Below are 25,957 nucleotides of genomic sequence, written 5' to 3'. Positions count from 1 at the left end.
TAATTGCCCGGCCGGTGGGCGATAATTCTCGATGCCAAAGCTATCTAAGTCTTCAGATTTGGTTAGGAGTGATCCGCTATTTATTTTGTATAGGAGTGCGCTGGCCTGATCAGAGTGGGCCTGTGCCCTTTTGTGCAAAGGAAACAGTGAGTGAAACGCCGCCCGGACCACGACTTTGAGGCCATACTGGATGCCGTGGATATGGCCGTTATCGTTTTGAAAGTCGGTGACGACGGGGTCCCGCGCTATGTCGGCATGAATGAACGGTCTCGGGAAATCACCAAGCTTCCGAAACATGGGTGGCATGGCAAAACGGCATTGGAAATCTTTGGCGGTACGATCGGTGAACGCGCGCTCGCCCTGCATATGGGGGTGGTGCAATCGAAACAGGAAGCAACCTACGAGATTGATGTGCCCGCCGTTTTAAAAACGCGGCATATTCGGACCACCATGAAACCGATGTTAGATGCTGCGGGCAACGTGACCCATATTGTCGGGTCGAGTGCGGACATAACTTCGGAACGCGAACGGGACGCAGCCCTTGAGCTTACCAAGATTGCCAAGGAGAAAGCCGAGGAGGCGAACCAAGCCAAAGAACGGTTTTTGGCCAATATGAGCCATGAGATCCGAACGCCGATGAACGGTATCTTGGGCATTTGCGAGATGCTGCGGGAAACGGCGCTAAATGACGAGCAGACCCTGTTCGCCGACACGATTTTCAATTCCACCAATGCTTTGTTGGATGTCATCAATGAGGTCTTGGATTTCTCCCAGATTACGGCCAACAAGGTCTCATTGTATTATGAACCGTTTTCGTTGCGCTCTTTGATCAGCGACATCGCGATCCTTCTTTCGGCAAAAACCGCCTATAAAGGGTTGGGTTTGCATGTCCATTATGACGACGATGTCCCATCGGATTTCGTTGGCGACGCCAGCAAAATCCGGCAAATTTTGTTAAATCTGGTGGGTAACGCGATCAAATTTACCGATGCTGGTCATATCTCCATCTCTGTTTCATATGACCAATCGGCTCCTGCCGGGGCGCTTAAGTTGGATGTGTCTGATACCGGCTGTGGGATTAGCCCTGATCAGATAGGTCAGGTTTTTTCGGCCTTTGAGCAGGCCGATAGTACGCCGAGTGCCCGGTCTGAGGGGACCGGTTTGGGGCTGGCGATTTCGCTGGCTTTTGTCGAACGGATGGGGGGCGACCTTACGGTTCAATCCGTGCAAGGCCAGGGTGCCACGTTTACGGTGTCGCTTGATTTGGAAGTGCAGGCAGCCGTTGATGAGACAGCCAGCAAAGCGCCGTCTTTGGATCGGACAGCGGCGCGCTCCGTCAGAACGCCCGCCCCCAACACACTCGCCGAGCCACAGGGGTTGCGGGCGCAGGGCATGAAGATTCTTGTGGCCGAAGACAATATGACCAATCAATTGGTTGTTGGGAAAATGCTTCAGAATTCCGGCGCTGAGATTTCATATGCCAAAAACGGGGCGCTTGCCGTCAAAGCGTTTGAAAACGCCGAATACGATTTGATCTTAATGGATCTATCCATGCCGGTTATGGGCGGGTTGGAAGCCACCAAAATAATCAGGCGGTACGAAGAAAAAACCGGGCGCACGAAATGCAAGATTCTGGCAGTCACCGCAAACACCCAGAAAAGCGATGCCAAGGCCTGTCGGGCGGTTGGAATGGACGGTTTTTTGGCCAAGCCGTTTCGTAAAAAGGAGCTTTGGGCCTGTTTAGGGGCTTAGAGGGCCAAAAGAAAAGCCCCGCTCGGGTGTGAGCGGGGCTTAGCCGTGCATCGCTTGGATGCGGCTTATTCTTCGGCGGCTTCCGCTTCAGCTTCATCACCAGAGTCTTCGTTGTCGGAAGATTTCAGGCCGGATGGGGCCGAAACGTTTGCGATGACGAAGTCACGGTCGATTGTGGCTTTGGAGCCTTCGGGCAAGGACACGTCGGAAATGTGGATCACATCGCCAATGTCACGGCCAGCAAGGTCAACAACCAGTTTCTCAGGGATGTCACCGGCGGTCACAACCAGCTCAACCTCAGGACGGACCAGTGTTAGAACACCGCCCTTTTTGATGCCGGGGGCGTCTTCTTCGTTGATCACTTCAACGGGAATGAACAGAGCCACTTTGGATGTGCGGCGCAGACGCATGAAATCAACGTGTGTTGGCAGATCTTTGACAACATCGCGCTGAACGTCACGGCAGATGACGCGCACGTCTTCTTGGCCTTCGACCTGCAGGTTCCACAGGGTGGACTTAAAGCGACCGGCTTTGAGGTGCTTGAGCAGAACGTTGAAAGGAACGTTGATCGGCTGCGGATCAGTTTCGCCCCCGAAAACGATACCTGGAACTTGACCGTCACGACGTGCTTGGCGAGCGGCGCCCTTGCCTGTCCCCGCGCGAACGGTAGCTGTGAGATTTGGGATCTCTTTAGCCATTTTGTATTCTCCATTATAAAGGGCAGGGTGCCTCCAAGGCTGTCACCCCGCGTTGAAGCTGTGCGCGTAGACTGGATTTGCCTTTTTTACAAGGCGATTCTGTTGGGATGCGTGTTTTGTTTGTAAAAGGTCGCGGCCGGGCGGCGTCAGGCGGCCGTCTTGAGCGCTTGGGCCCAGCTGGAGAGCTGATCAAGGTCACAGGGCAGACAGGTGGCGGCGCGATCGGTAAAGTCGAGAAAGGCCTGAAGGTTGAGGCCATTGGTGCCGACAAGCACCGGAATGCCGCGTTCCATGGCGGCCCCGATCACCTCGCGAAAGCCACGTCCATCGGCCTCGTGTTTGCCGAATTTGTTGATGATCAAAAGATCCGCGCCCTCAAGCCGGGTCAAGGTGGCGGCAACCGCCTGTTCCAGCGCATCGGGATCAAGCTGGCAGCCGCGGGACTTGGGCCCAAGGTTTTGAGAGATGCGGATGATGTCGCCGTCGGGTAGAACCCGCACGTCCATGTCGCATTTATGTGTGTCGAGCCGGGCGGTGTTGGTTTGGGTGGTGCCCACAACGCGCAGCCCATCATCAAGCAGGCGCGCAGCCAGTTCGGCGAGGGTCGCGTTGACGTCCACACCGTCGGCGGATTTGAGATAGGCGATCTGCATTTGGGACCTCAAATAGGAAAGGGCGACCCGCATGGGACGCCCTATTTTGTGTTTCGTCAATCCATCAATGGTCGGAGAGATGACGCTCGATTGCGGCCTTGCCATCGGCAAACTCGGTGCCAGCCGCCGGTGGGATCAGACCCTTTTCATCCAGATCGGACACAACATTTTCGTAGTGTTCCAGATAGTTGGCAGGCAAGTCATGCGCGATACCCTGGTGGCAATCGATACAGGTTTTTCCCTCGTCCAAAGCTTTTTGGTGGTTTTCAGCCGCGCGGTTTTCTTGCTGGGTGAAATCCATGTAGTCAAAGTTGTGACAGTTGCGGCACTCTTTGGAGTCGGTCTTTTTCATCCGGGCCCATTCACGCGACGCCATAACAGACCGGTGTTCGGCAAACTTTTCGGGCGTGTCGATCACATTGGTGATGAAGTGGCCGTAAAGCTCTTTTGAGGCTTGGATCTTGCGGATCATCTTGGGGCCCCAATCTTTGGGCACGTGACAATCGGGGCAGGTGGCGCGTACGCCAGACCCGTTGTTTTGGTGAATGGTGCCTTGGTATTCGGCATAAACATTCACCTCCATCTCGTGACATGAGATGCAGAACTCTTCGGTGTTGGTCATTTCAAGGGACCAGTTGAAACCGCCCCAGAAAATGACACCGGCGATGAACCCGCCAATTAGGATTCCGCCAAAGGAATAGACCGCAGAAGGGGTAAAGAACCTCTTGAGCAATCCGGGTTTGGATGCATTTTGGTCAGACATCAGTCAGCTCCTCTGCGCGGTTTAGTTCGAGGGTTCAAAGACGTTGTCGACCAGCGCCGGCGCGTCTGCCTGTGGAACGTGACATTGCGTACAGAACCAACGGGTCCCAGCGACACTGTCGAGCTGTTCGCCGTCACGGCCCATATAGTGGGTCATCGACAGGGTCGGGGCCCCACGATCACCGGCGCGGCTCCAGTCATGGCAGGTCAGGCACTGGTTGGCATTCAGATCGATCTGATACTGTTCGGTTGAATGCGGGATCAGCGGCGGCTGTTGGCGATAGTTGCGCGTAAAGCGGCCGCTGTCATCCTGACGGTGGACCTGATCGACAGCCACGGGTTCGTCGATGTCGGCGCCCCGCAATGTCTGAACGCTGGACTGCTGCGCATATGCGACGCCTGCTACAAGCAGGGCCGAGACGGTCAAGGCGACAATCGGGGCGCTGATAAGGCTATGCTTTTTCATATCATTTCTCCTCTATATGCCCAGACGGGCTTGCTCAGGCCGCCTTGTCGGCCTTTGGCGCAGGGGTTGATTTTTGACGAACGCGTCCAGGGGCGGGCGTGTCGTCGAAACGGTGGGTGAATTCGAAAACGTCGACCGAACAGACATCAATGCAACGTCCGCAATTGGTGCAATCGGGCGACAGAATAAGGGGGGTGTCATCGTCAGAGCCGCGCAGGGCCGGGGTGATGACATGCATTTCAGGGCAGACGGCAAAGCAATCCATGCAATCGTCGCAGGCCTCGCGTTTGTTGGCGGTGACGCGCAGAACCGAGCCGGTGCCAAGCAAGCCGTAAAAGGCGCCGACCGGGCAAAGATGGCCACACCAGCCGCGACGCGACACGGCGAAGTCGAACAGGAAGACCGCGAGCACAAAGGCCCAAGCAAAGCCAACACCAAAGATCAAACCGCGATGGACCATGCTAATCGGGTTCACAAACTCCCAAGCGATGGTGCCAGTGAGCATCGAGACGATCAGAACCATGCCGAGCACGTAGTAGCGGGTCTCTTTCTTTGGTTGCCAGCCTTTGGTCATGCCAAGCTTGTCATGCAACCAATGCGCGCCATCGGTGACGGGGTTGATCGGACAAACCCAAGAACAATAGACCCGGCCGCCGATTACTGCATAGGCGACACCAACGATCAACGCGCCGATCAGCGCGGTCAGCGCCGGCCAATGCCCGGCGACCATGCCCTGAAGGGTGATAAAGGGGTCGGTGAGAGGCAGGAAGTTGAAGGTTAGAGAGCCAGAGAGATTGCCCTTGAACCACCAAATGCCAAACCATGGACCAAGCAGGAAAAGGGCGAGGAAAAACAGCTGGCTGGCGCGGCGCAGCAATAGGAATTTATGGGCGTTAAGCCAACCTTTGTCGCGGATCGCCTCGTACCCTACGGGGAGTTTTGTCTTGTCGCTCATTGGCCTGCCCCCCCGGTTCCGGGCAGTTTGAAGCCCGAGGTAAAGCCGCCCTCCATCGACGGATCAGGCAGATCGCCGGGCAGGAAGCCACCGGGCGCGGCAAGGTTGTCGGTGCCCGAGCCGGGCAGGCGGTCGGGCAGGTCGATGAGTTCATCCACCAGCGGGTTGTTCTCTTCCCAGCCGAGTTTGTAGTGGTCGGCGCTATGGGCTTGGGCGATGCGTTTGGGAAGCACTTTGATGGCGCTTTCATCCGGCAGAACACAGGATTTTTCGCATTTGCCACAGCCGGTGCAGGCGTCAGAGTGCACAACCGGCATAAAGATCGCGTGGGCACCAGACCGTTCATTGGTGCGCAGTTCCAGTGTGATCGCGTCGTCGATGACGGGGCAAACCCGATAACAGACGTCACAGCGCAGGCCGAGGGCGTTCAAACAGGCCTCTTCGTCGATCAAAACCGCAACGCCCATATCGGCATCGTCGATGTTGGTGAGGTTGTGATCAAGCGCGCCAGTGGGGCAGGCGACGACACAGGGGATGTCTTCGCACATCTCACAAGGGACGTCGCGGGCGGTGAAAAACGGGGTCCCTGTGGCCGGGCCATCAAGCCCGAGTTCGGCGAGGCTCAGCGTGTCATAGGGACAGTCGCGGACACAAAGCCCGCAACGGATACAGGCCGCCAGGAAATCGCTCTCCTCAAGCGCCCCTGGCGGACGGATGGCTTGCGCCGGCAAGGCGCGGGCATCCGAAACAAATTGCGTCAAACCCATGCCCGCCAAAGCGCAACCCGCGACACCACGCGACGCATCCTTAAGGAAGCGACGCCGATCCATTGGCTTTTTGCTTTTCGGGGCGGACATGGTCTTTTCTCCGTTAAATCAGCGCGTTATGCGCGTTCGATTTTACATGCACATTTCTTGAAATCGGTCTCTTTCGAGAGCGGGCAAGTGGCGTCCAAGGTCAGCTTGTTGGTGAGCTGGCCTTCGTCGAACCAAGGCATGAAGACAACGCCGCGTGGCATCTTGTTCCGGCCACGGGTTTCCACCCGCGACAGAACTTCGCCACGGCGGGTCGAGACGTTGATCTCTTGCCCACGGCGCAGGCCACGATCCTTGGCATCCGCCGGGTGCATGAACACCACAGCCGATGGGAAGGAGCGGTGTAGTTCGGGAACCCGGCGGGTCATCGAGCCCGAATGCCAGTGTTCAAGAACGCGGCCGGTGACGAACCACAGGTCATATTCTTCATCGGGCTCTTCTGCGGCGGGTTCGAAGGGGGCGAAGATGATATTCGCCTTGCCATCGGGTTTGCCGTAGAATTTGACGCCTTCGCCTTCTTTGACGTAGGGGTCATAGCCTTCGCGGAAGCGGTACAGGGTTTCCTTGCCATCTACGACCGGCCAACGCAGACCGCGCGCCTTGTGGTAGGTGTCAAAGTCCGCCAGATCGTGCGCCTTGCCGCGACCAAATTCGGCATATTCTTCGAACAGACCTTTTTGGACGTAGTAGCCAAAGTGGGTGGATTCGTCGTTGTTGAACCCTTCGGCGGTTTCGGAAAGCGGGTATTTGTTGACCTTGCCGTTTTCGTAGAGGATCTCGTAGATGGTTTTGCCACGATATTCCGGCTTCTGCGCGATCAGCTCTTCGGGCCAGACGTCTTCGACCTTGAAGCGTTTGGCGAATTCCATCACCTGCCACATGTCAGACTTGGCTTCACCCGGTGCATCCACCTGCTGACGCCAGAATTGGGTGCGGCGTTCGGCGTTACCGTATGCGCCCTCTTTCTCGACCCACATGGCGGTGGGCAAGATCAGGTCAGCGGCCAGTGCGGTGACGGTTGGGTAAGGGTCAGACACGGTGATGAAGTTTTCGGGGTTACGATAGCCCGGGAACCCTTCTTCGTTCATGTTCGGCGCGGCTTGCAGGTTGTTGTTACACTGCACCCAGTGACAGTTCAGATCACCATCTTTGAGTTTGCGGTGCTGCAACACGGCGTGAAAGCCGGGCTTGGGTGGAATGGTGCCTTTGGGCAGCATCCATTTGTCTTCGGCGAAATCACGGTGCGCTTCTTTGGCGACAACCATGTCGGCGGGTAGACGGTGGGCAAAGGTGCCGACCTCACGCGCCGTGCCACAGGCGGATGGCTGACCTGTGAGCGAGAAGGGCGAGTTGCCGGGCTCAGAGATTTTACCAACCAGAAGGTGGACGTTGTACATGAGCGAGTTGACCCAGGAACCGCGTGTGTGCTGGTTAAAGCCCATGGTCCAGAGAGACATAACCTTGCGGTTTGGATCGGCGTATTGTTTGGCCAGCGCTTCGAGCTTGGCGGCAGGAACCCCAGAGAGTTCTTCGGCCTTTTCAACGGTATATTCCGAAACAGCTTCGGCATATTCCTCAAAGGTCATTGGGGTCAGTTTGCCGGAACCAGAGTTTTCGGCGTCTTTTTCCAACTGGTGGGTTGGACGCAGACCATAGCCGATGTCGGTGGCGGTTTTGGTAAAGTTGACGTTCTTTTCAACGAACTCTTTGTTCACCGCGCCGGTCTGGATGATGTAGTTGGCGATGTAGTTCAGGATCGCCAAATCCGACTGTGGCGTAAAGATCATGCCATTATCAGCAAGCTCAAACGAGCGATGTTCAAAGGTCGACAACACGTGCACTTCGGCACCGGGCTTGGTCAGACGGGTGTTGGTGAGACGCGACCACAGGATCGGGTGCATCTCGGCCATGTTGGAGCCCCAAAGCACAAAGGTATCGGCGTGCTCAAGGTCGTCATAACAGCCCATCGGCTCATCAATGCCAAAGGTGCGGATAAAGCCGACTACCGCCGAGGCCATACAGTGGCGGGCGTTGGGGTCGATGTTGTTGGAACGTAGACCGGCCTTCATGAACTTGGCGGCGGCATAACCTTCCCAAACGGTCCACTGGCCCGAGCCGAACATAGAAACGGCGGTTGGGCCTTTCTTCTTGATCGAGTCTTTCCACTTTTCGGCCATGACATCAAAGGCTTCGTCCCAGCTTACCGGTTCGAATTCGCCGTTTTTGTCATAGACGCCGTTTGACTTGCGCAAAAGCGGCGTGGTCAGGCGGTCTTTGCCGTACATGATCTTGGACAGGAAATAGCCCTTGATGCAGTTCAGACCACGGTTCACTGGGGCTTGCGGATCACCTTGGGTCGCAACGACGCGGCCATCTTTGACCCCAACCAGAACAGAACAGCCCGTTCCGCAGAAACGGCAGGCGGCTTTGTCCCAGCGAATGTCAGGTGTGCCCACTTGGGCGGCGGCGGCGTTGGGCAGGGTAATGCCAGCGGCCGAGGCGGTGGCCGCTGCGGCCGATGCCTTTAGGAATTTACGACGGTCGGTTTTTAGTGTCATGGCTAGGCCTCCTCAGAGAGCTGGCGCGGCGGCCTGTTGCAGGCCGGGCGTTACATTGGGCGCTTCGTTAAGCGGTTCAAAATGGTGATAAGTCAGCGTGACTGTGAGCACGCCGGGGATCTGGTGCATGTCCATGATCTGGTCCGAAGCGAGCTTGTTGCCCGCATCTTCGACGGTCACGACAATACGCCCGTTTTCATGGGCGTGGACTTCGCCGCCGTCCGTCGCGTTGATGGCCTCGATGACACTATCGGCCATCCCCGGCATCACGTGGACAAGGCAACCGCAAATATTCAGCATGTCTTTGCCTTTCCTTCTGGGTTGGGGCCCGAATGAGGGCTTGCGTTTTTGGGGGTGTAAAACTTGATCGAGCCAGACGGGCAGGCGGCGGCACAGGCCCCGCACCCAGTACAGGCGTCGGTGTTGAATTGGGCCTCGGAGCGGCCACCGGTTTGAAGCTTGAACCCGATCGCTTGTTGATCGCATTGGTCTTCGCAGGTGCGGCAGGTCACGCCATTGGCCGACAGGCAGCTGTCATCGGCGCGGGCGCGCCAGTCCCAGCTATCGGCATAATCAATGGCCTTTGGTTCACAGACTTCGGCGCAGACATTGCAAAAGGTGCATTCCGCCACTGTTAGATCGACGGTTGGCAATCCGTCGCTATCAAAGCTGATGATGTTTTGGGGGCACGACGTCGCGCAGTCACCGCATTTGGTGCAGGCGTCTTCGAAAGCTTCCTCTTCCAAGGCACCGGGCGGACGCATAGCAAGGGGCCGGTTGATCCGTCCCTTTAGAAATGCGCGTCGTTTTGGCTGATGTTGCATTGCGTGCCCCAATCTGGCTTGGGACAAGCTGTACTCCTGTGCAAAATCCGGCGAATTGACTTATGTCATGTTCAAAGATGTATCTCTCATGTCACAAGCGATTGATAATATTCGATTTTTTGAATTGATTATAGTGTCATGAAATTGCTCATAATTTAAGCTGTATGGGGAATGTTTGTTTAGATTGAACTCGTTTTAAAGAAATTGAGAAAAAATGTGCCAATATCTCACATCTTCAGTTTTGGCCGGTTTTTCCGTTGCATTACCAATGAATTGATTCGTTGGTGCTTTCATAAGAAAATCAGTCAGGAATTGACTTTTGTTGGGTGCGACCAAGAGGGCGTTTCACCGGGCCTGCCACGCTGCCTCGGGGGCCCGCAACCCCATTGCCGCGCCTGCGGTTTATGGCTCCCTTCCATTAACATCGAAAGCAATTTAGGGTGCGCCCAAAATTGATAGTGGATCGACAATGGCAGATGTCATGACAGGCAAACCAAAACTTCCCCCAACGTCGCGCTCGCTCCCGATTTCGTTGATCCGCGCCCGTGAAAGCATCATGGCCCCAATCCGCAAGATTTTGGTGGAAGACGGGATCACCGAACAACAATGGCGGGTGTTGCGCGTGGTGTCCGAAGCCGGGTCAATTGACGCCACCGAAGTGTCGGAACGCGCCAGTTTGCTTTTGCCTAGTCTAACGCGGATTGTGCGGGCGATGACCGAAAAGGGTTTGATCACGCGGGCCCAGGACCCAAGCGACCGGAGGCGTCAGAATTTGGCGATCACCCCGGCCGGACAAGAGATCATTGACCGCAATCTGGAACAAGTGACGCTTATTATGGATGGGTTTCGCGATCGTCTTGGCGACGAACGTCATGAGGCCTTGATTGATGCGCTGAACGCGCTTTGTGAGTTGGAGTAACGGTGATGTCACAGACCATTCGGCACCCCGAGATTTTGGATATGGCGCGGCGCGAAGGCAAGGTGACGGTGGATGGGCTGGCGGCGCATTTTGGCGTGACATTGCAAACCATCCGTCGGGATTTGACCGATTTGGCCGAAGCCGGTCAGTTGGAGCGGGTGCATGGCGGCGCGGTTTTGCCGTCGGGGACCACCAATATCGGCTATGAAGAGCGGCGGGTTTTGAACCCAGATGCCAAGGCCGAGATCGCCAAAGCCTGTGCCGCGCAAATCCCGGATAATATTTCGCTTTTCTTGAACATTGGCACGAGCACCGAAGCGGTGGCCCATGCGTTGCAAGGCCATCGCAATTTGATGGTTGTGACCAATAACATGAATGTGGCCAATATCTTGGCGGGTCATTCGGGCTGTGAGATCGTGGTGACAGGGGGCAGTTTGCGGCGCACCGATGGCGGGCTGATCGGCAATCTTGCCGCCAACACGATCAAACAGTTCAAGGTTGATTTGGCGGTGATTGGCTGCTCCGCCTTGGATCAAGAGGGCGATTTGTTGGATTTTGACATTCAAGAGGTGGATGTCAGCCAAACCATCCTGCGCCAATCGCGCAAGACGTTTTTGGTGGCGGATGGGTCCAAGTTCACCCGGACGGCCCCGGCGCGGATTGCCTCGCTTGCCGAGATTGATACGTTTTTCACCGATACGCCGTTGTCCGAGGAGTTGGCGGCGCGCTGTGCGGACTGGGACACAGATGTGGTGGTTGCCCCGTCGGAGTGAGGCATTGGGCTTGGCCTAGAAGGCCGCCGCGCCGCTGATGGATTTGATGTCCTGAAAGGCGCGGATGCCCCAAACGCCGGCCTCGCGGCCATATCCCGAAAGACCGCGCCCGCCAAAGGGGGCCCCGGCTTCGCGGCTTTGACCGTTGATCTGGACCATACCAACCCGCAAGGCTTGGGCGACGCGATCGGCGCGTTTGGCATCTGCGGTCTGAATGTACCCCGCAAGCCCGTAGGGCGTGGCATTGGCCAGTTCGATGGCCTCTTCTTCGCTATCAAACGGGGTCATTGTTAGGACCGGGCCAAAAATCTCATCTTGGAACAGGGTCATGTCAGGGCGGACATCGGCAAAGACCGTCGGGCGGCTATAGAAACCGCGGGGCAGGTGATCGGGACGACCCGGACCACCGGCAACAAGGCGCGCGCCTTGATCCACGCCGGTTTCGATAAAGGATTGCACCTTGGCAAATTGCGCTGCGCTGACCTGTGGGCCGATATGGGCGCCGGAAAGGTGCGGGCGGTTGACCTCGGTTTGCGTCGCGATCTGCGCGGCCAAGGTGAGGGCGTCATTATAGATGTCGCGCGCCACCAGCATCCGGGTGGCGGCGTTGCAGGATTGCCCGGCATTTCGAAAACAATGGGCGAGGCCTTGGGTGATGGCGGTGGGCAGATCGCAGTCGGAGAACAACAGGTTGGCGGATTTGCCGCCAAGTTCCAAAGTGGTGCGTGTCATGCTTTGTGCGGCTTCGGCGGCAATGAAACGCCCGGTTGCGGTCGATCCGGTAAAGGACACCACATCCACATCGGGGTTCGAAATGAGGGCCGCACCGACGTCACCTGCGCCGGTGATCATGTTGAACACACCGGGTGGTAGATCGGCGGCGTGGATGGCCTCGGTCAGGATGATGGCAGTACGGCTCGAGAGTTCAGAGGGTTTGAGCACCATAGTGCAGCCCGCCGCAATGGCCCCGCCAAGTTTCAGCGCCACCTGATTGAGCGGCCAGTTCCAAGGTGTGATCAGCGCGGCCACCCCAAGGGGTTCGTGGCGAATGCGATGATCGGGGGCGGTGGTCAAAGGCGCGTCATTTGTAAGCGTTTCGAGCGCGGCAAGCGTGGCACGCAGATGCGCCAACCCGGCGGCGACCTGACCCGTCCGGGCAAAGTCAATTGGAGCACCGATCTCGGTGCTGATACAGCTGGCAAAGGCATCGGCGCGGGCTTCGATTTCGGTGATGATCCGGGCCAAAGCGGCGCGGCGCGTGGCGATGTCAGAGCGCCCCCATCCGGCGTCAAAGGCGGCGCGGGCGCTGGCAACGGCGGCCGCGCAGGCAGAGGAAGAGGCGCAGATTAGCGTTGCGTCTTGGGTTTCGGTATCGGGATTGATCAAGGCGCGTGTATCACCGTCGGCCTTTTGCCAAGCGCCATCGATGTAAACCTGATCAAAGAGTGCCATTTGGCAAACCCCCGCATTGAAATCCCACCGCGCAAAGGCGGCAACCGGCCCATTAATGAAGGCGCTCAGGCGAAGATCAAGCGTATTTCAGCCGTGGTAAGGTAATGTGATCAAATTTGGACCTAGGCCCGGCCCCCAAGGGATCAATCTTCGGAGACCAAGCTCGAAAGTTCCTGAGCGGCTTCTTGCAAAGCGGGCAAGAAGGTCAGCGCGTGATCCACGTCAAAGCGTTGGGTTGGGGCGTGGAAGGACAGTGTCGCCATCAGACGGCCATGCACGTCCGGGATCGGAACCGCCAGTGCGATCATGTCATCCATGAATTCTTCGCGATCCAACGCATAGGCGTTTTTGCGGACCTGAGCGATTTCGGCCACCAGTTCATCGGGGTCGGTGATGGTGTTGGCGGTACGTTTTTCAAGGTCGGTCGAGCTTAGGTAGCGTTGCAAATGCGCGCGCGCCAAGGAGGAGAGATACATTTTGCCCGCAGCGGTGCAATAAAACGGAACGCGCGTCCCGATGGGGAGCTGAATGCGCAGCGGCCATTCGGTTTCGACCCGTTCCAGATAGGTCATCGCGTGGCGATCGGCCAAGGCGATGTTGCAGGTTTCCCCGACCTTTTGGCTCAGCTTGCGAAGGATGGATTGCCGGGCAGTGCGAATGCGTAGGGACGATAGGATGCCGCCGGCAACAACCCGAAGGCGCGGACCGGGCGAATAGGTTCGCCCGTCCATGTCTTTTTGCAAGAACCCCTCTTCTTCGAGGGTGGCAAACAGCCGGTGAATGGTGGGCTTGGGCAAGCCGATTTGTTCATTCACCGATGTTGGCGTGACGGGAACACCGGCCCTCGCGACCTCTTCAATAACAAGCAACAGCCTGAGATTTGTTGGGATCGTATCGGGCTTGTCCCCGTCCATGTGCAGCTCCGTCGTTAGTTCGGTAGCAGGGCCGTTGAGAGGGCTGGAACCAGCGCCACAATGAGCCATACCGCGATCAGCGAGAATAGATATGGCACGGTATAGCGCAGGAGACGGAAGTAGGGAACGCCTGTTACGCCTGACGCGACATAGAGGTTCAAACCATAGGGTGGTGTGATGAACCCAATCGACGCGCCAACCAAGAAGATCACCGAGAATTGCACCGGTTCGACACCAACGGAATGGGCAATCGGGGCCAAGATTGGAGCAAGGATGATCGTTACCGGCAGGCTTTCGAGCACCATGCCCGCAACAAAGACGATGGCCATCGAGGTAAAGAGGACTGCGTAGTAACCGCCCATCGAGGTGACGAAATCACCGATGATTTGTTGCGCCCCAAGCACCGAGAGGATTTGTTGCATAACAACCGATACGGCGATCAGAGGGGCAAGAATGCCGGTGATCTGGGCCGAGCGCATGGTGATCGACGGCAGTTCGAGCGGGCCAAACCCTTGGACGACAAGCATTTCTGCGACGCTCTTTTCGCTAACAGGGCGGGATTCGTCGCGGCCAAGGATTTTGTGGATCGGCAGGCTTAGGAAACCAACAATGACACAGAACCCAACGGTGACACCGGCGGCCTCGGTCGGAGAGAATTTTCCGGTATAGATGCCCCAAAGCACAAGGCCTATGGCAAAGAAACCGAGCCAAGCCCCAACGGCGGTTTTGAACACGCGCATGGGATCAAGTGCGATTAGGTGGCCCCAGCCGTGACGGTAGCAGATCACAAAGCAGGCCAACATCATCCCGCCCACCATCATTGCTCCGGGAATGATTCCGGCGACGAACAGGTCCGAAATCGGGAGATTGAGGAGGAACCCGTAGACAATGAAGATGATGGATGGCGGGATGATGATGCCCACCGTGCCGCCAGCGGCGGCGGTGGCGGCCGAAAAGCGTTCGTCATAGCCGCCTTTGACCATTTCGGGGTGCAACATTGAGCCGATGGTAGCGGTGGTGGCCGAGTTTGAGCCAGAGATCGCCGCGAACAACCCGCAGGCCCCGAGGCTAGCCATGGCGAGACCACCCCTAATCCAACCGAGGCAGGAATAGGCGAAATCAGACAGGCGGCGGGCAATGCCCGAGCGGTTGATCAGGTCACCGGTCAGGATAAACAGCGGCATCGCCAACAGGGCGAACCCATCGGTAAAAACGTCGCCAAGAGCCGCGCCGATATTGTCGAGCGGCAATTGCAGCATGAAGGACATGCCGACTACCCAATAACCAATGACCAGAAAGACCGGCACGCCGAGCATGAAGAGGATGGTAACGCCCACAGAGAGCAAAGTGATGATGGTTCCGTCGGTCACGTCAGTCCCCTCCGATTACGGCTTGTTTGATCAGGATGTCGCCTGAGCGATAGTTGGCGAGGTCGGTGAGATAGTTTTCCAAGACCCGCGCCACGAGCATGGTGAAGGAAATCGGCACCGCGAGAAGGAACCACCACTGCATGACGTTGTCAGTGCCCAGCATGATTTGAAAGTTGGCGGCCGAGTTGGCGACAACGCGGCTTGAGGTGACGACAACGATCCAGCTAAAGCCGATCCAAAGCACCGCATCGAGGGTCAGGCAGGCGATTTGACCGATGCGCGGCATGGCCGTGCGAAATTCGGCAAAGGCCAAATGGGTGCGCAGTTTGACATTATAAGAGCAGCCAAACCACGTCATGATTAGGAATAGGAATGGTGGTAGCGTTGTGGACCACGGGGCCTGAAGACCCAAGGCAAACCGGCGGAACACTTCGACAAAGATGATGCCGCCAATCGCAAGGTAAGACACCACCATCACGCTGGATTCCAAGTTGCGCTCGATCCAGGGGCTAACCCGATAAAGAACAAGGATAAATGTCGCGGCGCTGAGCATGCCAATCAGGCCAAGTGGCCAAATGGCTGGGGCTCCCATTGCCTCGCTCAACATCCATGAATCGCCCTCGGCGAGGGCTGCAAAAATCTCTCCTGCGCCCTGAAACCAACCGGTCATAACCTCTCCTCCTTAGGTGTGCCGTAAATGTAAAAAAACCGCTGTCTCGCGCAGCGGTGCGAGATGGGCCAAACGGCCCATCCCTTAGTGTAGCCGAATTAGGCCGACCGCCACCAACGACGGGGTTCGACGTTCTCTGGCAGGGTGTCTTTGGGAATCTGACGCGCAACGTCGTAGATTTCCTGATAGGTGTCATGACCACCCGACCATTTGTTGAGACGGTCACGCCACTGGGCCCATGGCTCTGGGTTGAACTCGGGTGAACACATTTCCTCGGCCATTTTGATCTGATCATCAGCCAAGAACGCAGGACGCACGCCGTCTTTGACAAAAATGGTGTCCGGCAGCTGTGGATCCGAGAAGCCAACAGTTTTGACCAGAGCCGCTTCGTTGGCGGCCTGAACATGGACCTGCGCCAGATAGGCGGATTCCATGATCGCGTCCTGAAGATGGGCTTCCATAGCGTCAAAGACTTTGGCCGACATGGATGTGTGCTCGGTGCCGCAGAAGAATTTCAGGTCAACGGACTGAGACACAACCGGCGACATGTTGGCATAAGCCACAGCCGAGGCCCAGGTTTCCGCCCCATCAATTAGGCCCTGCTTGAGGCCGTCAAGGGTTTCTTCCCAAGCAACCGGAACCGGGTTCAGGTTCAAAAGTTGCATCGCGATGCGACCCAATTGGGTGCCGGTGACGCGGTTTTTGGTGCCAAACAGCTCTTCAAGCTTGGTCACGGTGGGTTTGTCGGCAAAGGACGACCCCATCTGAAGCCCGCGCAATTCGCAATGGCTAAACAGGAATTTCAGACCATGACGCTTTTCAAGCGGCTCGCGCAGCAGCTTTTGCGACTCGGGGCTATAGAGGAAGTGATACTGGGCGGCGCGGCTTGGGAACATATAGGCATAGTCGAGCACGTTCAGATAGGGCGCGCCACCGGCCGAGTTCTGGGTCGAAGCGGCATACATGTCGACAACCCCCAGTTGGGTTTTCTCAACACAGCTCAGCTGGCCACAAATTTGGTTGTCGCCGATGAACTCGACACGAATCTCGCCTTCGGTGCGTTCCTCCAGATCGCGGGCAAATTCCAGAACGCCAGCGCGTTCGATCAACAGGTTGCGGGCGTTAAAGCCGGACGCGCCCAATTTCAGCGTGTGCTTGGGCTCTTTGGCAAAGCGTTTTGTGTATGTGCTTTCGGCAGCCTGCGCGACCGAGCCAAGGGTCGCCGCGCCAGTCAGAGCGCCAGCGCCCAAAACAACCGACGAAATCCCAAACTGACCCGTCAGCTTGAAAAGGTCGCGGCGCGAAATGCCACTGAGGGCTTTCGATGCTTTCATAGTGTTTCCTCCCATTCGTGCAATTTTGATACTTGCAGTCTCAATAATGGGGTGACTATGGTGGTTTGAGCAAGGAAAAAGTTCAAATTGCCGCACATTACCGGCCGGGAGGGGAGTTAAATGTCAGAAATTGATGCAGATTTTATCGTCGTGGGGGCAGGCTCGGCAGGCTGTGTTTTGGCGAATCGTCTGTCGGCTGACCCGAAAAACAAGGTTGTTTTGCTGGAAGCGGGGGGGCGTGACTGGAACCCGTGGATCCATATTCCGGTTGGATATTTCAAAACCATCCACAATGCGTCGGTTGATTGGTGCTATAAAACCGAACCCGATCCGGGGCTGAATGGCCGGTCGATTGAATGGCCGCGCGGCAAGGTTTTGGGCGGCTCGTCTTCGTTGAACGGCTTGCTTTATGTGCGTGGTCAGGCGCAGGATTATGACCGCTGGCAACAGATGGGCAACAAAGGGTGGGGCTGGGATCAGGTTCTGCCGCTGTTCAAGCGGGCGGAAAACAATGAGCGCGGCGCAGATGAGTTTCATGGTGATGACGGTCCTTTGTCGGTGTCCAACATGCGAATCCAACGCCCGATTACCGATGCCTGGGTTGCGGCGGCGCAAGCGGCTGGGCACAAGTTTAACCCCGACTACAACGGAGAAACCCAAGAAGGCGTCGGTTTCTTTCAGCTAACCGCCAAAAACGGCCGCCGCTGTAGCTCGGCTGTGGCCTATCTCAACCCGGCGCGTGGGCGTGACAACCTGCAAATCATCACCCATGCACTGGCCGAAAAGGTTGAGCTCGACGGTAAGCGCGCGACCGGCGTGACCTATCGCGACAAGGCCGGTCAGTTGCATACGGTGCGGGCGCGCAAGGATATCGTCTTGGCTGGCGGGGCAATCAATTCCCCACAGCTTTTGATGTTGTCGGGCATTGGCGAGGTCGAACAGCTGGTTCAAAATGGTATCACCGTGCACAAGAACCTGCCCGGTGTTGGCAAGAATATGCAAGATCACCTTCAAGCGCGGCTGGTCTACAAATGCAACGAGCCAACCTTGAATGACGAGGTGCGCAGCCTGTTTGGGCAGGCCAAGATTGCGTTGAAATATGCGATGTTCCGCGCTGGGCCGATGACGATGGCGGCCTCGCTGGCCACCGGTTTCTTGAAAACCCGGCCTGATCTGGAAACGCCGGATATTCAATTCCATGTGCAACCGCTTTCGGCGGAAAACCCCGGCAAGGGGGCCGATCCGTTTTCGGCCTTTACTATGTCGGTTTGCCAGTTGCGCCCTGAATCCAAAGGGGAAATTCGCATCGTGTCGTCGGATGCACGGACCTATCCCAAGATCATTCCCAACTACCTGTCGACCGAAACCGACTGTCGGACGGTGGTTGAAGGGGTCAAGATTGCTCGTAATATCGCCCGCCATGCGCCGCTAACCTCTAAGATTTCAGAGGAGTTTCGGCCCAATGCGTCGCTGCCGATGGATGACTACGAGGCGACCTTGGATTGGGCGCGCAACAATACCGCGTCGATCTATCACCCAACCGGCACCTGCAAAATGGGCAGCGACCCGATGGCGGTAGTCGATGATCGGCTGCGCGTTCATGGCATTCAAGGGCTGCGGGTTGCGGATTGTTCGATCATGCCCGAAATCGTGTCGGGCAATACCAACGCCCCGGCGATCATGATTGGCGAAAAGGCCTCGGACCTGATGTTAGAAGACGCCTCGGCCTAATCAAACCAACCGCCGATCCGCTTTTTGGTGCGCGGGTCGGCAGCAAACCATTCAACCACTCTTTTTAGCGCGTCTTCTTTCCACAAATATCTCGGGGTGAATTGTCGCTTGCGACAAGAGGGGCTGGCCCCTCATCGCCGTCTCACGCGCCAAAACGACGGCGTTCAATCGTGACCGCGCCGCCTGCATCCGACCGTAGAATATGCAAATCCCCATATTCCAATGGGGCCGGATCGCTTAGGCGCAGGTCCTCCCAGATGGTTTTGATATTGCCCTTGTTGCCAATCCAAATCACCGATTTTCCCGCGCCTTGCGTGACCAGCCCGGCGGTTGGGGTCTCTTGCGGAATACGTTGAGCGGGCAGGCCGCGCGCTTTGGCCAAAGGGGCGGCCGTGTCGAGATTGCGTTTGATGCCGGGTGAAAAAATCGCGTCGAGATCCATGCCTTCTAACGCTTTGACCAACGCTTTGGAGCGTGCATGGCCGGCCGCGCTCAGATCTTCGCCGTCTCGATCCGAGTGACGCACGACGATCAAAGTAGAGTTCGGGGCCAAAGCCAAATTGCCGGTGCCCATTGCACAGGCCGTCAAGAACGCGGTGGTGGAAAAAACAAAGCTACGTCGTAACATCGTATACCTCCCTATAAATAGGGAAAGGGTAGCGTCGTGATGCGGCTCAGGCAATTGCCGTGCCGTCGCAGTTAAGTGCAGCGAAACTGACCAAAAATTTGGAGATAGGGAAAAGTTGGATAAAAAGGGGATAGTGCTGATAAGTGTGGGGTCAGCCCCGCTGCATGTTAACCATATTTGCTGGGAAAATTCGTTAATATCCCCCAAACGGGTGATGGGGTTGAAAAACACTGGCGTGCAATGATCTTGGATGTCGCGTAGCGGTTCGACACAACGGCCTAGGTCGACAGTTATCAGCCCCGTTCCTTGAGCAGTGATTGCGCCTGTGGCGGGCGGGTCTGGCTTGGTCTTTCAGTAGAGATCAAAGGCACCACGCCCGCGGCGGTTTCAGTTTAGGACCGGATTTGCCCAAACAAGCACCCAAAATGACATGATCGCCTAAAAGGCATTGGGGGATAGCCCCCCAACGCAAGGTCAGATCTTGCCTTTGCGCACTCGCCTATTCTCGGGTGGAATGGGGGCAAGTGGGGAGGCCCGTTATCGCGGCCCTCACTCAAAAGCAGGATCATCCCGATTGGGACTGACCCCGTGCAAAGCGCCATAGGGCTTGTATTTACCGGTGGGCTTTGCTCTTGGGGGAAAGGCCGAGTGCCGGGGTTACTTGGTCAGGATAAGCTTGCCAGCGCGGGTGATGCGCAGGGTATAGACCTGTTCGCCAAGTTGAATATTGGCCAGGCTGCCGCCATCGGTCAGCTCGGTCGCGTCATGAATAGGCAGACGTTGAACAGGGTGATTTGCAAGGTCATGGGCGATGTTCAGGGTCATGTGTCAGCACCTCCGGCGTGCTCGATCAGGTCCAGAAAAGTTTCGAGATTGCGAAAACGGGGAAGGCCAAGGCTGAAGCTGAAAGACACCTCTTGGGAAGGTTGGGTCGTTTTACCAGCAGTCTGCGCGACGGTTTTCAACATCGGCTATCTCCGTTTTCGCAAGGAATTGGCTGACCCGTTGGGCTGGCTGGTTCGCTTAATATGACTGTTAGACTCAGGTAAGTCAATCCTGATTAAAACAATCAGTTATTGCTCTGGTCGGAAAGTTGACCAACCAAAACCTCCTTTGATCAAATCCGCGTCCGGAAGGGTTTTTGCCGGCGACGGGGCCTGTCAAGGACGTGCTATTGGGCCGAATATCGCCCCTTTCTGAAAGTCGTTCTTCTTGCAAAATATCCCACACCGGAACAGCGGCGACAAAGTCAAAGACATGTTGGATCAAGTCGAAACAAGCACAATTGTGATACCGTGCCGGTTTGGTGGTCGTGTCATAACTTAGTACCAACTATGATATTCTCAGGCCTGCAGAGCGGACAGAGCTACCACTCACCTCTTCAGTGCAAGCGTCTGGTTTTGACCTCATGCTCCCGGCTATGGGTACAGAAGCGAACAAAGGTTGGATTTGACGTGCCGGGTCAAATTGCCGAAAGTCCGGCATTGGTGTTCAGTAGGAACTGCGAGAAAATAGGGCTGCTGGCGGCGCCAATAGCGCGGGCGTTGTGGCCGACATTTCCTGCTTCGATTTGAGGCTCGATTAACCCGCGTTTGTCCTGATTGACCAGATAGCGCCGCGTTCTGTCCACCAATTCGTCGCGCACATCCGCTGGGAAAGCGCCGTCGATCAAGACGGCCTCGAAATCAATGACCGAGCAGATTGACAATGACGCCTTGGCTAATTCTTGTGCAGTTTGGCCGACCCATGGCTCGACATGCCGCGACAAACCGCTCCAGTTCTGCGGCTGCTGCCAAAGAACCGATGGATCGAGGCCAGATTCAGTCAGGCGGGTTTCGAGCAAGTGAATGGACGCCACATCGATTAACTGCTGTGCTTCACCGAGCGGACCTGTGCTGCGCATCGATCCCAATGCGCCGGCGTTGCCCTGGTTGCCTTCGAAGACTGTTCCGTTCAAGACCACCCCTCCGCCAACAAATGAGCCGATGAAGAAGTATGCGTAGTCCCGAAATTCGTAGCCGTGACCGTAAAGATGTTCGGCTTGGCATGCGGCGGTCGCATCGTTGACAACGAAAACGGGAAGGTTGCTGAAGGTAGCGACTTCTTTGGCGAAATCGATGTCTTTCCAAGAGCGGAATTTCTCGGCTGCAAGGCCGGCCAGATCATGCCATTTCCACAACTCGAAGGGTGTGCCAATACCAATGCCACAGACACGAGCCTGCAGCCTCGCAGGCAGTTCACCAAGCAGTTTATCCAACCCTTCCTTAAGAAAGCCAAATACCGCATCCGGCATTGGATAGTCATAGGTCGTATGAAGTTGTCCGCGAACAGTCCCATCGAAATCAATAAGCAACAGATCAGCGCTTCTGCGACCAATTTTGAGTCCCACGGAAAACGTGCCATCTGGGTCCAACTCTATCGGAATGGATGGCTTGCCTATCCTTCCGCGAACCGGGTCTCCTCGGCGAATTAGCCCGTCGTTTTCTAGGTTGCGCAGGATCGTAGATACTGTTGGCTTGGATAGTCCTGTTCGCCGCGAAAGATCAGCCGCTGGAAGCGCGCGATGGTGTTGCAGGACGGTAAGAATCAAACGCTCATTGTGGTCGCGAATACCACTTTGGTTCACGCCGGCGCTTTGCCCTCTGATGCTATCTCCGTCCATGGATTGGAACATAGTTGCCTCCCGTATGAATTAAAAGGTAATCCAAAACACATTAGTTAGTAAAGTTAACTTACTTATTGACAGGACCAGTGGAATCGGGCTTTTTGGGGTCAGACCTGCTAATTTGATGTTTGCAGGCCTGGATTGGGGAGGAGCCCGATCCAGAACTCGAAAAGTTTCTTTTTTGGGAGGAAATCATGAAAACACTAATGACCACTTCAGCTCTGGCCATAGCAATGACGGCCGGTGCAGCCTATGCTGAAACCAGCGCCTGCTTGATCACCAAGACCGACACCAACCCATTCTTCGTAAAGATGAAGGAAGGTGCATCCGAAGCCGCTGCTGCCAAAGGCATTGAACTGTCAACATTCGCGGGCAAATATGATGGCGACGTGGAAACTCAGGTTGCCGCGGTCGAAACCTGTATCGCTTCCGGTGCCAAAGGCATTCTAATCACCCCAACAGACAGCCGCGCTTTGGTGCCCGTTATCACCCAAGCGCGCGAGGCCGGCGCCCTTGTCATTGCTCTCGATACACAGTTCGAGCCTGCTGACGCTGCTGACGCGACCTTTGCTACCGACAACTTCAAAGCCGGTGTTTTGATCGGGCAATGGGCCAAGGCGAAAATGGGAGACGATGCAGCCAACGCAAAAATCGCTCTTCTTGACCTGAATGCCTCGGAAATTTCGGTCGACTACCAACGCGACAACGGTTTCCTGCAGGGCTTCGGGATCGACATCAAAGACCCGAAAGATATTGGCGATGAAGATGATCCGCGTATTGTCGGCAATGATGTGACCGACGGGTCGCCCGACGGCGGCCGTACCGCGATGGAGAACCTTCTCCAGATCGATCCGGATATCAATCTTGTCTACACAATCAATGAACCTGCCGCAGCTGGTGCTTATGAGGCGTTGAAGTCCTTTGGCAAAGAAGAAGGCGTTCTGATCGTTTCCGTTGATGGCGGTTGCCCAGGCGTGAAGGACATTGCGGGAGGCGTGATTGGTGCGACCTCGATGCAGTTCCCGCTTCTTATGGCCTCAAAAGGTATCGATGCGATCAAAGCCTTCGCTGAGACCGGTGAGAAGCCCCAAAACAGCGAAGGGCTGGACTTCTTCAACACCGGCGTCGAGTTGATTACCGACGAACCTGTCGACGGTATCCCCTCGATCACGTCTGCCGAAGGTTTGAAGAAGTGCTGGGGCTGATCCTTAGCTAATTCCAAGGTAGGGCGTGAAAGCGCCCTGCCGCTGGGCCTTAAATCACCACTTTTGACGGAATCTGATGCCGCAGCTACGCTAGCCGGCGAGGGAGATAGTCATGTCTGACACGCCAAATCCGGCCCCAAAGGGGCAAGAATTCGAACAGATCTTGGATCAAAGCGATACCAAGGTTGCTTCGTTCGAACTCAAGCACCACACGCTGTTAGAACGCATTCAGCACGTGCTGCACAATAACCCCACCTTGGTCCCCGTGATCGTTTTGGTTATCAGCCTGATCGCATTCGGGCTAATTGCTGGCGGAAAGTTCTTCTCGGCCTTCAATCTCAGTCTGATCCTGCAACAGGTGTCGATTATCGGCATCTTGGCCGCGGCCCAGTCGCTGATCATCATAACAGCCGGTATCGATCTTTCGGTTGCTGCCATCATGGTCCTAATGTCCGTTGTCATGGGTAATCTGGCTGTATTTGCCGGTGTGCCTTCCGGGATCGCAATTCTTGTCGGCCTTGCTGGCGGTGTCGGTGCAGGGGCAATGAACGGTTGGTTCATTACGAAGGTTAAATTGCCGCCTTTCATTACCACGCTTGGTACATGGTCGATCTTCTATGCGCTCTTGCTTTGGCTTTCTGGAGCGCAGTCTATTCGAGGGCAAGATATTGATACAGAAGCACCTTTCCTGAAATTCTTCGGTGCATCGTTCAATCTTGGTGGTGCCCGCATTACGCTGAGTGCCATTTTGATGATCCTCGTCTTCTTCGTCCTTTGGTACATGCTGAACAAAACCGCTTGGGGTCGCCATGTCTATGCCATCGGCGATGACAAAGAAGCGGCTGATCTGTCAGGTATTCGAACCGATCGTACCCTGTTGTCCGTCTACGGGCTGGCCGGCTTCGTCTGCGCCCTTGCGGGCTGGGCATCGATCGGCCGTGTTGGTTCAATCTCGCCTCAGTCGTTCTACGAGGGCAATCTCGACTCGATCACTGCGGTGGTCATCGGAGGCATCTCTCTCTTTGGTGGGCGGGGCTCGATTATGGGGGCCTTGTTCGGAGCGCTCATCGTGGGCGTCTTCCGCTCGGGTCTTCGCCTATCGGGTGTTGATGTGTTGTGGCAGGTCTTCGCCATCGGATGGCTTATCATCATCGCGGTCGCTATCGACCAATGGATCAGAAGGGTTTCGGCATAATGACCACTCCTGTTGTTCAAGCCCGTGGAATCGTGAAGCGCTATGGCCACGTGACCGCGATCGACCACTCAGACTTCGAATTACGTCAAGGTGAGGTGCTGGCGGTTATCGGAGACAACGGCGCCGGAAAATCCTCAATCGTGAAAGCGATCTGCGGTGCCACCATCCCCGACGAAGGCGAAATCCTGATCGAGGGAAAGCCTGTCAAATTCAACTCGCCGATCGAAGCTCGCGAAATGGGGATCGAGATCGTCTATCAGAACCTTGCTCTATCCCCGGCATTATCGATTGCCGACAACATGTTCACCGGCCGGGAAATCCGCAAGGAAGGCTGGATGGGAAAATACCTGCGATTGCTCGATAAAACAGCCATGGAGGATTTTGCCCGCGACAAGTTGACCGAGCTTGGGTTAATGACAGTTCAATCGATCAAACAGCCGGTCGAGACACTTTCAGGAGGCCAGCGCCAAGGCGTAGCAGTGGCTCGCGCAGCGGCCTTTGCCAGCAAATTCATCATCATGGATGAACCGACGGCGGCCTTGGGCGTTAAGGAAAGTCGCAAGGTGTTGGAGCTGATCCAGGACGTACGTTCCCGTGGCATTCCGATCATCCTGATCAGCCACAACATGCCCCATGTTTTCGAAGTTGCTGACCGCATCCACATACACCGTCTGGGCAAACGGCTTTGCACCATCGACCCCAAGGATTACACCATGTCCGACGCGGTCGCATTCATGACGGGAGCCAAGGAACCGCCCGCTCAGGACGCCGGATGAGCGACCCAAACGAAATTGCCGAGACGCTGCTTGAGCAAATTCTGGCGGCGCCTCGCGCTGGCCGGCGCAGGCTAATTGCCATCGTCGGCCCGCCTGCTTCCGGGAAATCCACCCTGTCGGAGATTTTGGCCGATCGAATGACCGCGGCTGGAAGAAAATCGCAGGTCATTCCGATGGATGGCTTCCACCTCGACAATCAAATTCTGTCCGAGCAAGGCCTTCTGACGCGAAAAGGCGCGCCTGAGACCTTTGACGTCGAGGGATTGCTGCGACTGGTGAAAGCACTTCCCGGATCGGATGCCGTGTATTTTCCGATCTTTGACCGAGCGCGCGATATTGCCATTGCCAGCGCTGGAATGGTTTCCGGCGAATCCGATAGTGTAATTGTTGAAGGGAATTATCTTCTTCTCGACGCGCTTGGTTGGCGTGACCTCAGGGATTGCTGGGACTTTGCCATTCAACTGGATGTTCAACGTTCTGTGTTGAAAGAACGTCTCGTAAAGCGATGGCTGGCTCACGGGCTAACGCCAGAACAGGCGATAGAGCGCGCCGAGATGAACGACCTAAGAAACGCCGCTCTGGTAGCAACGGAATCAATGTTGGCAGATGTTGTAATCAAGATTTGACCAGTTTTTTGCTAAAAGTTGGCAAATCTAGATAGGAGGGTTTGCGGTCAGCCATGTTGGATGCAGTATCGGTCAACAAGGGTTTACTGCTAAATTCTGTCGGGAGAACCCATCGCAAACGCAGCTGAAGGACTGATCAGAGGACTTTCCAGTCATTTGCTGCGGTTGCGCCAAAGTTCGATTCCAGATGTCTGTACTCAGTTGCCACCCGGTGAC

At 56.1% G+C, this 25,957-nt stretch carries 25 protein-coding genes; 8 read left to right on the top strand and 17 right to left on the bottom strand.

The features are described from left to right. The first annotated feature begins 150 nt into the window (after positions 1 to 150). Positions 151 to 1,752: an ATP-binding protein gene (locus Q1A43_RS18330; protein ID WP_299937577.1), complete on the top strand. Its 1,602-nt coding sequence runs from the start codon at positions 151 to 153 to the stop codon at positions 1,750 to 1,752. Between the two features lie 65 nt (positions 1,753 to 1,817). Here the strand turns inward: Q1A43_RS18330 and Q1A43_RS18325 are convergent, their stop codons facing one another. From Q1A43_RS18325 to napF, 9 genes are all read right to left on the bottom strand, one after another. After that, the gene (locus tag Q1A43_RS18325; RefSeq protein ID WP_299924291.1) at positions 1,818 to 2,450 is read right to left on the bottom strand and encodes a 50S ribosomal protein L25/general stress protein Ctc; all 633 of its coding nucleotides are present in this window, start codon (positions 2,448 to 2,450) and stop codon (positions 1,818 to 1,820) included. Between the two features lie 146 nt (positions 2,451 to 2,596). Beyond that, the gene (locus tag Q1A43_RS18320) at positions 2,597 to 3,136 is read right to left on the bottom strand and encodes a DUF2478 domain-containing protein (RefSeq protein ID WP_299924294.1); all 540 of its coding nucleotides are present in this window, start codon (positions 3,134 to 3,136) and stop codon (positions 2,597 to 2,599) included. 31 nt (positions 3,137 to 3,167) lie between these two features. Then, positions 3,168 to 3,866, bottom strand: coding sequence for a NapC/NirT family cytochrome c (locus tag Q1A43_RS18315; protein ID WP_299937575.1), 699 nt, complete (start codon positions 3,864 to 3,866; stop codon positions 3,168 to 3,170). Positions 3,867 to 3,887: 21 nt separating this feature from the next. Next, complete coding sequence (locus Q1A43_RS18310) at positions 3,888 to 4,331, bottom strand: nitrate reductase cytochrome c-type subunit (RefSeq protein ID WP_299924300.1); 444 nt, start codon at positions 4,329 to 4,331, stop codon at positions 3,888 to 3,890. A 34-nt stretch (positions 4,332 to 4,365) separates the two neighbouring features. Further along, positions 4,366 to 5,286 carry a quinol dehydrogenase ferredoxin subunit NapH gene (gene napH, locus Q1A43_RS18305; protein WP_299924303.1) on the bottom strand — a complete coding sequence of 307 codons (921 nt, stop codon included), beginning with the start codon at positions 5,284 to 5,286 and terminating at the stop codon, positions 4,366 to 4,368. Then, positions 5,283 to 6,143, bottom strand: a complete 861-nt coding sequence (gene napG, locus Q1A43_RS18300) for a ferredoxin-type protein NapG (protein ID WP_299937573.1) — start codon at positions 6,141 to 6,143, stop codon at positions 5,283 to 5,285. Before napG ends, napH begins: the two co-directional genes overlap by 4 nt. Positions 6,144 to 6,169: 26 nt before the next feature. Further along, positions 6,170 to 8,659: a nitrate reductase catalytic subunit NapA gene (gene napA, locus Q1A43_RS18295; RefSeq protein ID WP_299937570.1), complete on the bottom strand. Its 2,490-nt coding sequence runs from the start codon at positions 8,657 to 8,659 to the stop codon at positions 6,170 to 6,172. Between the two features lie 12 nt (positions 8,660 to 8,671). Then, positions 8,672 to 8,959, bottom strand: coding sequence for a chaperone NapD (locus Q1A43_RS18290; protein WP_299937568.1), 288 nt, complete (start codon positions 8,957 to 8,959; stop codon positions 8,672 to 8,674). After that, the gene (gene napF / locus Q1A43_RS18285) at positions 8,953 to 9,483 is read right to left on the bottom strand and encodes a ferredoxin-type protein NapF (RefSeq protein ID WP_299924312.1); all 531 of its coding nucleotides are present in this window, start codon (positions 9,481 to 9,483) and stop codon (positions 8,953 to 8,955) included. The genes Q1A43_RS18290 and napF overlap by 7 nt, the downstream gene beginning before the upstream one ends. Positions 9,484 to 9,952: 469 nt before the next feature. On the opposite strand from napF, the gene hpaR reads away from it, so the two are divergent. Both hpaR and Q1A43_RS18275 read left to right on the top strand, forming a co-directional pair. Beyond that, the gene (gene hpaR / locus Q1A43_RS18280; protein ID WP_299924315.1) at positions 9,953 to 10,402 is read left to right on the top strand and encodes a homoprotocatechuate degradation operon regulator HpaR; all 450 of its coding nucleotides are present in this window, start codon (positions 9,953 to 9,955) and stop codon (positions 10,400 to 10,402) included. 5 nt (positions 10,403 to 10,407) lie between these two features. Next, positions 10,408 to 11,175, top strand: a complete 768-nt coding sequence (locus Q1A43_RS18275) for a DeoR/GlpR family DNA-binding transcription regulator (RefSeq protein WP_299924318.1) — start codon at positions 10,408 to 10,410, stop codon at positions 11,173 to 11,175. Between the two features lie 15 nt (positions 11,176 to 11,190). Here Q1A43_RS18275 and Q1A43_RS18270 read toward each other — a convergent pair whose 3' ends face one another. From Q1A43_RS18270 to Q1A43_RS18250, 5 genes are all read right to left on the bottom strand, one after another. Beyond that, positions 11,191 to 12,627: an aldehyde dehydrogenase family protein gene (locus Q1A43_RS18270; RefSeq protein ID WP_299937566.1), complete on the bottom strand. Its 1,437-nt coding sequence runs from the start codon at positions 12,625 to 12,627 to the stop codon at positions 11,191 to 11,193. A 143-nt stretch (positions 12,628 to 12,770) separates the two neighbouring features. Next, a complete protein-coding gene (locus tag Q1A43_RS18265) occupies positions 12,771 to 13,541 on the bottom strand; it encodes an IclR family transcriptional regulator (RefSeq protein WP_299924324.1) in 771 nt (256 codons plus the stop codon). Positions 13,542 to 13,555: 14 nt separating this feature from the next. Further along, positions 13,556 to 14,911, bottom strand: a complete 1,356-nt coding sequence (locus tag Q1A43_RS18260; protein WP_299924327.1) for a TRAP transporter large permease — start codon at positions 14,909 to 14,911, stop codon at positions 13,556 to 13,558. 1 nt (position 14,912) lies between these two features. Continuing rightward, on the bottom strand, positions 14,913 to 15,581 hold the full coding sequence (locus tag Q1A43_RS18255; protein WP_299937564.1) for a TRAP transporter small permease subunit: 669 nt from the start codon (positions 15,579 to 15,581) through the stop codon (positions 14,913 to 14,915). A gap of 98 nt (positions 15,582 to 15,679) precedes the next feature. Then, positions 15,680 to 16,915 carry a TRAP transporter substrate-binding protein gene (locus Q1A43_RS18250; protein ID WP_299924333.1) on the bottom strand — a complete coding sequence of 412 codons (1,236 nt, stop codon included), beginning with the start codon at positions 16,913 to 16,915 and terminating at the stop codon, positions 15,680 to 15,682. A 120-nt stretch (positions 16,916 to 17,035) separates the two neighbouring features. Between Q1A43_RS18250 and Q1A43_RS18245 the strand changes: the two genes are divergently transcribed. Continuing rightward, the gene (locus Q1A43_RS18245; RefSeq protein WP_299924338.1) at positions 17,036 to 18,646 is read left to right on the top strand and encodes a choline dehydrogenase; all 1,611 of its coding nucleotides are present in this window, start codon (positions 17,036 to 17,038) and stop codon (positions 18,644 to 18,646) included. A gap of 142 nt (positions 18,647 to 18,788) precedes the next feature. Here Q1A43_RS18245 and Q1A43_RS18240 read toward each other — a convergent pair whose 3' ends face one another. From Q1A43_RS18240 to Q1A43_RS18230, 3 genes are all read right to left on the bottom strand, one after another. Continuing rightward, on the bottom strand, positions 18,789 to 19,274 hold the full coding sequence (locus Q1A43_RS18240; RefSeq protein WP_299937562.1) for a histidine phosphatase family protein: 486 nt from the start codon (positions 19,272 to 19,274) through the stop codon (positions 18,789 to 18,791). A 657-nt stretch (positions 19,275 to 19,931) separates the two neighbouring features. Then, positions 19,932 to 20,099, bottom strand: a complete 168-nt coding sequence (locus Q1A43_RS18235; RefSeq protein ID WP_299924344.1) for a hemin uptake protein HemP — start codon at positions 20,097 to 20,099, stop codon at positions 19,932 to 19,934. Positions 20,100 to 20,736: 637 nt separating this feature from the next. Then, entirely contained in the window at positions 20,737 to 21,936 is a 1,200-nt protein-coding gene (locus Q1A43_RS18230; protein ID WP_299924603.1) for an ROK family transcriptional regulator, read from the bottom strand. A gap of 197 nt (positions 21,937 to 22,133) precedes the next feature. Between Q1A43_RS18230 and Q1A43_RS18225 the strand changes: the two genes are divergently transcribed. The 4 genes from Q1A43_RS18225 to Q1A43_RS18210 all read left to right on the top strand — a co-directional run bounded on the left by Q1A43_RS18225 (position 22,134) and on the right by Q1A43_RS18210 (position 25,741). Next, positions 22,134 to 23,144 carry a substrate-binding domain-containing protein gene (locus tag Q1A43_RS18225; protein WP_299937559.1) on the top strand — a complete coding sequence of 337 codons (1,011 nt, stop codon included), beginning with the start codon at positions 22,134 to 22,136 and terminating at the stop codon, positions 23,142 to 23,144. A 112-nt stretch (positions 23,145 to 23,256) separates the two neighbouring features. Beyond that, positions 23,257 to 24,339, top strand: a complete 1,083-nt coding sequence (locus Q1A43_RS18220; RefSeq protein WP_299924350.1) for an ABC transporter permease — start codon at positions 23,257 to 23,259, stop codon at positions 24,337 to 24,339. Then, positions 24,315 to 25,115: an ATP-binding cassette domain-containing protein gene (locus Q1A43_RS18215; RefSeq protein WP_299937557.1), complete on the top strand. Its 801-nt coding sequence runs from the start codon at positions 24,315 to 24,317 to the stop codon at positions 25,113 to 25,115. Before Q1A43_RS18220 ends, Q1A43_RS18215 begins: the two co-directional genes overlap by 25 nt. After that, positions 25,112 to 25,741, top strand: a complete 630-nt coding sequence (locus Q1A43_RS18210) for a nucleoside/nucleotide kinase family protein (protein WP_299937555.1) — start codon at positions 25,112 to 25,114, stop codon at positions 25,739 to 25,741. The genes Q1A43_RS18215 and Q1A43_RS18210 overlap by 4 nt, the downstream gene beginning before the upstream one ends. The last annotated feature ends 216 nt before the right edge of the window (positions 25,742 to 25,957 follow it).

It is taken from the genome of uncultured Pelagimonas sp. (genome assembly GCF_947498515.1).
GTDB lineage: Bacteria > Pseudomonadota > Alphaproteobacteria > Rhodobacterales > Rhodobacteraceae > Pelagimonas.
This window is presented reverse-complemented; position numbering and strand designations above follow the sequence as displayed.

Excerpts from the sequence above, each read along its gene's own strand:
- Q1A43_RS18325 (WP_299924291.1), bottom strand. The coding sequence starts at position 2,450 with ATGGCTAAAGAGATCCCAAATCTCACAGCTACCGTTCGCGCGGGGACA.
- Q1A43_RS18320 (WP_299924294.1), bottom strand. The coding sequence starts at position 3,136 with ATGCGGGTCGCCCTTTCCTATTTGAGGTCCCAAATGCAGATCGCCTAT.
- Q1A43_RS18315 (WP_299937575.1), bottom strand. The coding sequence starts at position 3,866 with ATGTCTGACCAAAATGCATCCAAACCCGGATTGCTCAAGAGGTTCTTT.
- Q1A43_RS18310 (WP_299924300.1), bottom strand. The coding sequence starts at position 4,331 with ATGAAAAAGCATAGCCTTATCAGCGCCCCGATTGTCGCCTTGACCGTC.
- napH (WP_299924303.1), bottom strand. The coding sequence starts at position 5,286 with ATGAGCGACAAGACAAAACTCCCCGTAGGGTACGAGGCGATCCGCGAC.
- napG (WP_299937573.1), bottom strand. The coding sequence starts at position 6,143 with ATGTCCGCCCCGAAAAGCAAAAAGCCAATGGATCGGCGTCGCTTCCTT.
- napA (WP_299937570.1), bottom strand. The coding sequence starts at position 8,659 with ATGACACTAAAAACCGACCGTCGTAAATTCCTAAAGGCATCGGCCGCA.
- Q1A43_RS18290 (WP_299937568.1), bottom strand. The coding sequence starts at position 8,959 with ATGCTGAATATTTGCGGTTGCCTTGTCCACGTGATGCCGGGGATGGCC.
- napF (WP_299924312.1), bottom strand. The coding sequence starts at position 9,483 with ATGCAACATCAGCCAAAACGACGCGCATTTCTAAAGGGACGGATCAAC.
- hpaR (WP_299924315.1), top strand. The coding sequence starts at position 9,953 with ATGGCAGATGTCATGACAGGCAAACCAAAACTTCCCCCAACGTCGCGC.
- Q1A43_RS18275 (WP_299924318.1), top strand. The coding sequence starts at position 10,408 with ATGTCACAGACCATTCGGCACCCCGAGATTTTGGATATGGCGCGGCGC.
- Q1A43_RS18270 (WP_299937566.1), bottom strand. The coding sequence starts at position 12,627 with ATGGCACTCTTTGATCAGGTTTACATCGATGGCGCTTGGCAAAAGGCC.
- Q1A43_RS18265 (WP_299924324.1), bottom strand. The coding sequence starts at position 13,541 with ATGGACGGGGACAAGCCCGATACGATCCCAACAAATCTCAGGCTGTTG.
- Q1A43_RS18255 (WP_299937564.1), bottom strand. The coding sequence starts at position 15,581 with ATGACCGGTTGGTTTCAGGGCGCAGGAGAGATTTTTGCAGCCCTCGCC.
- Q1A43_RS18250 (WP_299924333.1), bottom strand. The coding sequence starts at position 16,915 with ATGAAAGCATCGAAAGCCCTCAGTGGCATTTCGCGCCGCGACCTTTTC.
- Q1A43_RS18245 (WP_299924338.1), top strand. The coding sequence starts at position 17,036 with ATGTCAGAAATTGATGCAGATTTTATCGTCGTGGGGGCAGGCTCGGCA.
- Q1A43_RS18240 (WP_299937562.1), bottom strand. The coding sequence starts at position 19,274 with ATGTTACGACGTAGCTTTGTTTTTTCCACCACCGCGTTCTTGACGGCC.
- Q1A43_RS18235 (WP_299924344.1), bottom strand. The coding sequence starts at position 20,099 with ATGACCCTGAACATCGCCCATGACCTTGCAAATCACCCTGTTCAACGT.
- Q1A43_RS18230 (WP_299924603.1), bottom strand. The coding sequence starts at position 21,936 with ATGGACGGAGATAGCATCAGAGGGCAAAGCGCCGGCGTGAACCAAAGT.
- Q1A43_RS18225 (WP_299937559.1), top strand. The coding sequence starts at position 22,134 with ATGAAAACACTAATGACCACTTCAGCTCTGGCCATAGCAATGACGGCC.
- Q1A43_RS18220 (WP_299924350.1), top strand. The coding sequence starts at position 23,257 with ATGTCTGACACGCCAAATCCGGCCCCAAAGGGGCAAGAATTCGAACAG.
- Q1A43_RS18215 (WP_299937557.1), top strand. The coding sequence starts at position 24,315 with ATGGATCAGAAGGGTTTCGGCATAATGACCACTCCTGTTGTTCAAGCC.
- Q1A43_RS18210 (WP_299937555.1), top strand. The coding sequence starts at position 25,112 with ATGAGCGACCCAAACGAAATTGCCGAGACGCTGCTTGAGCAAATTCTG.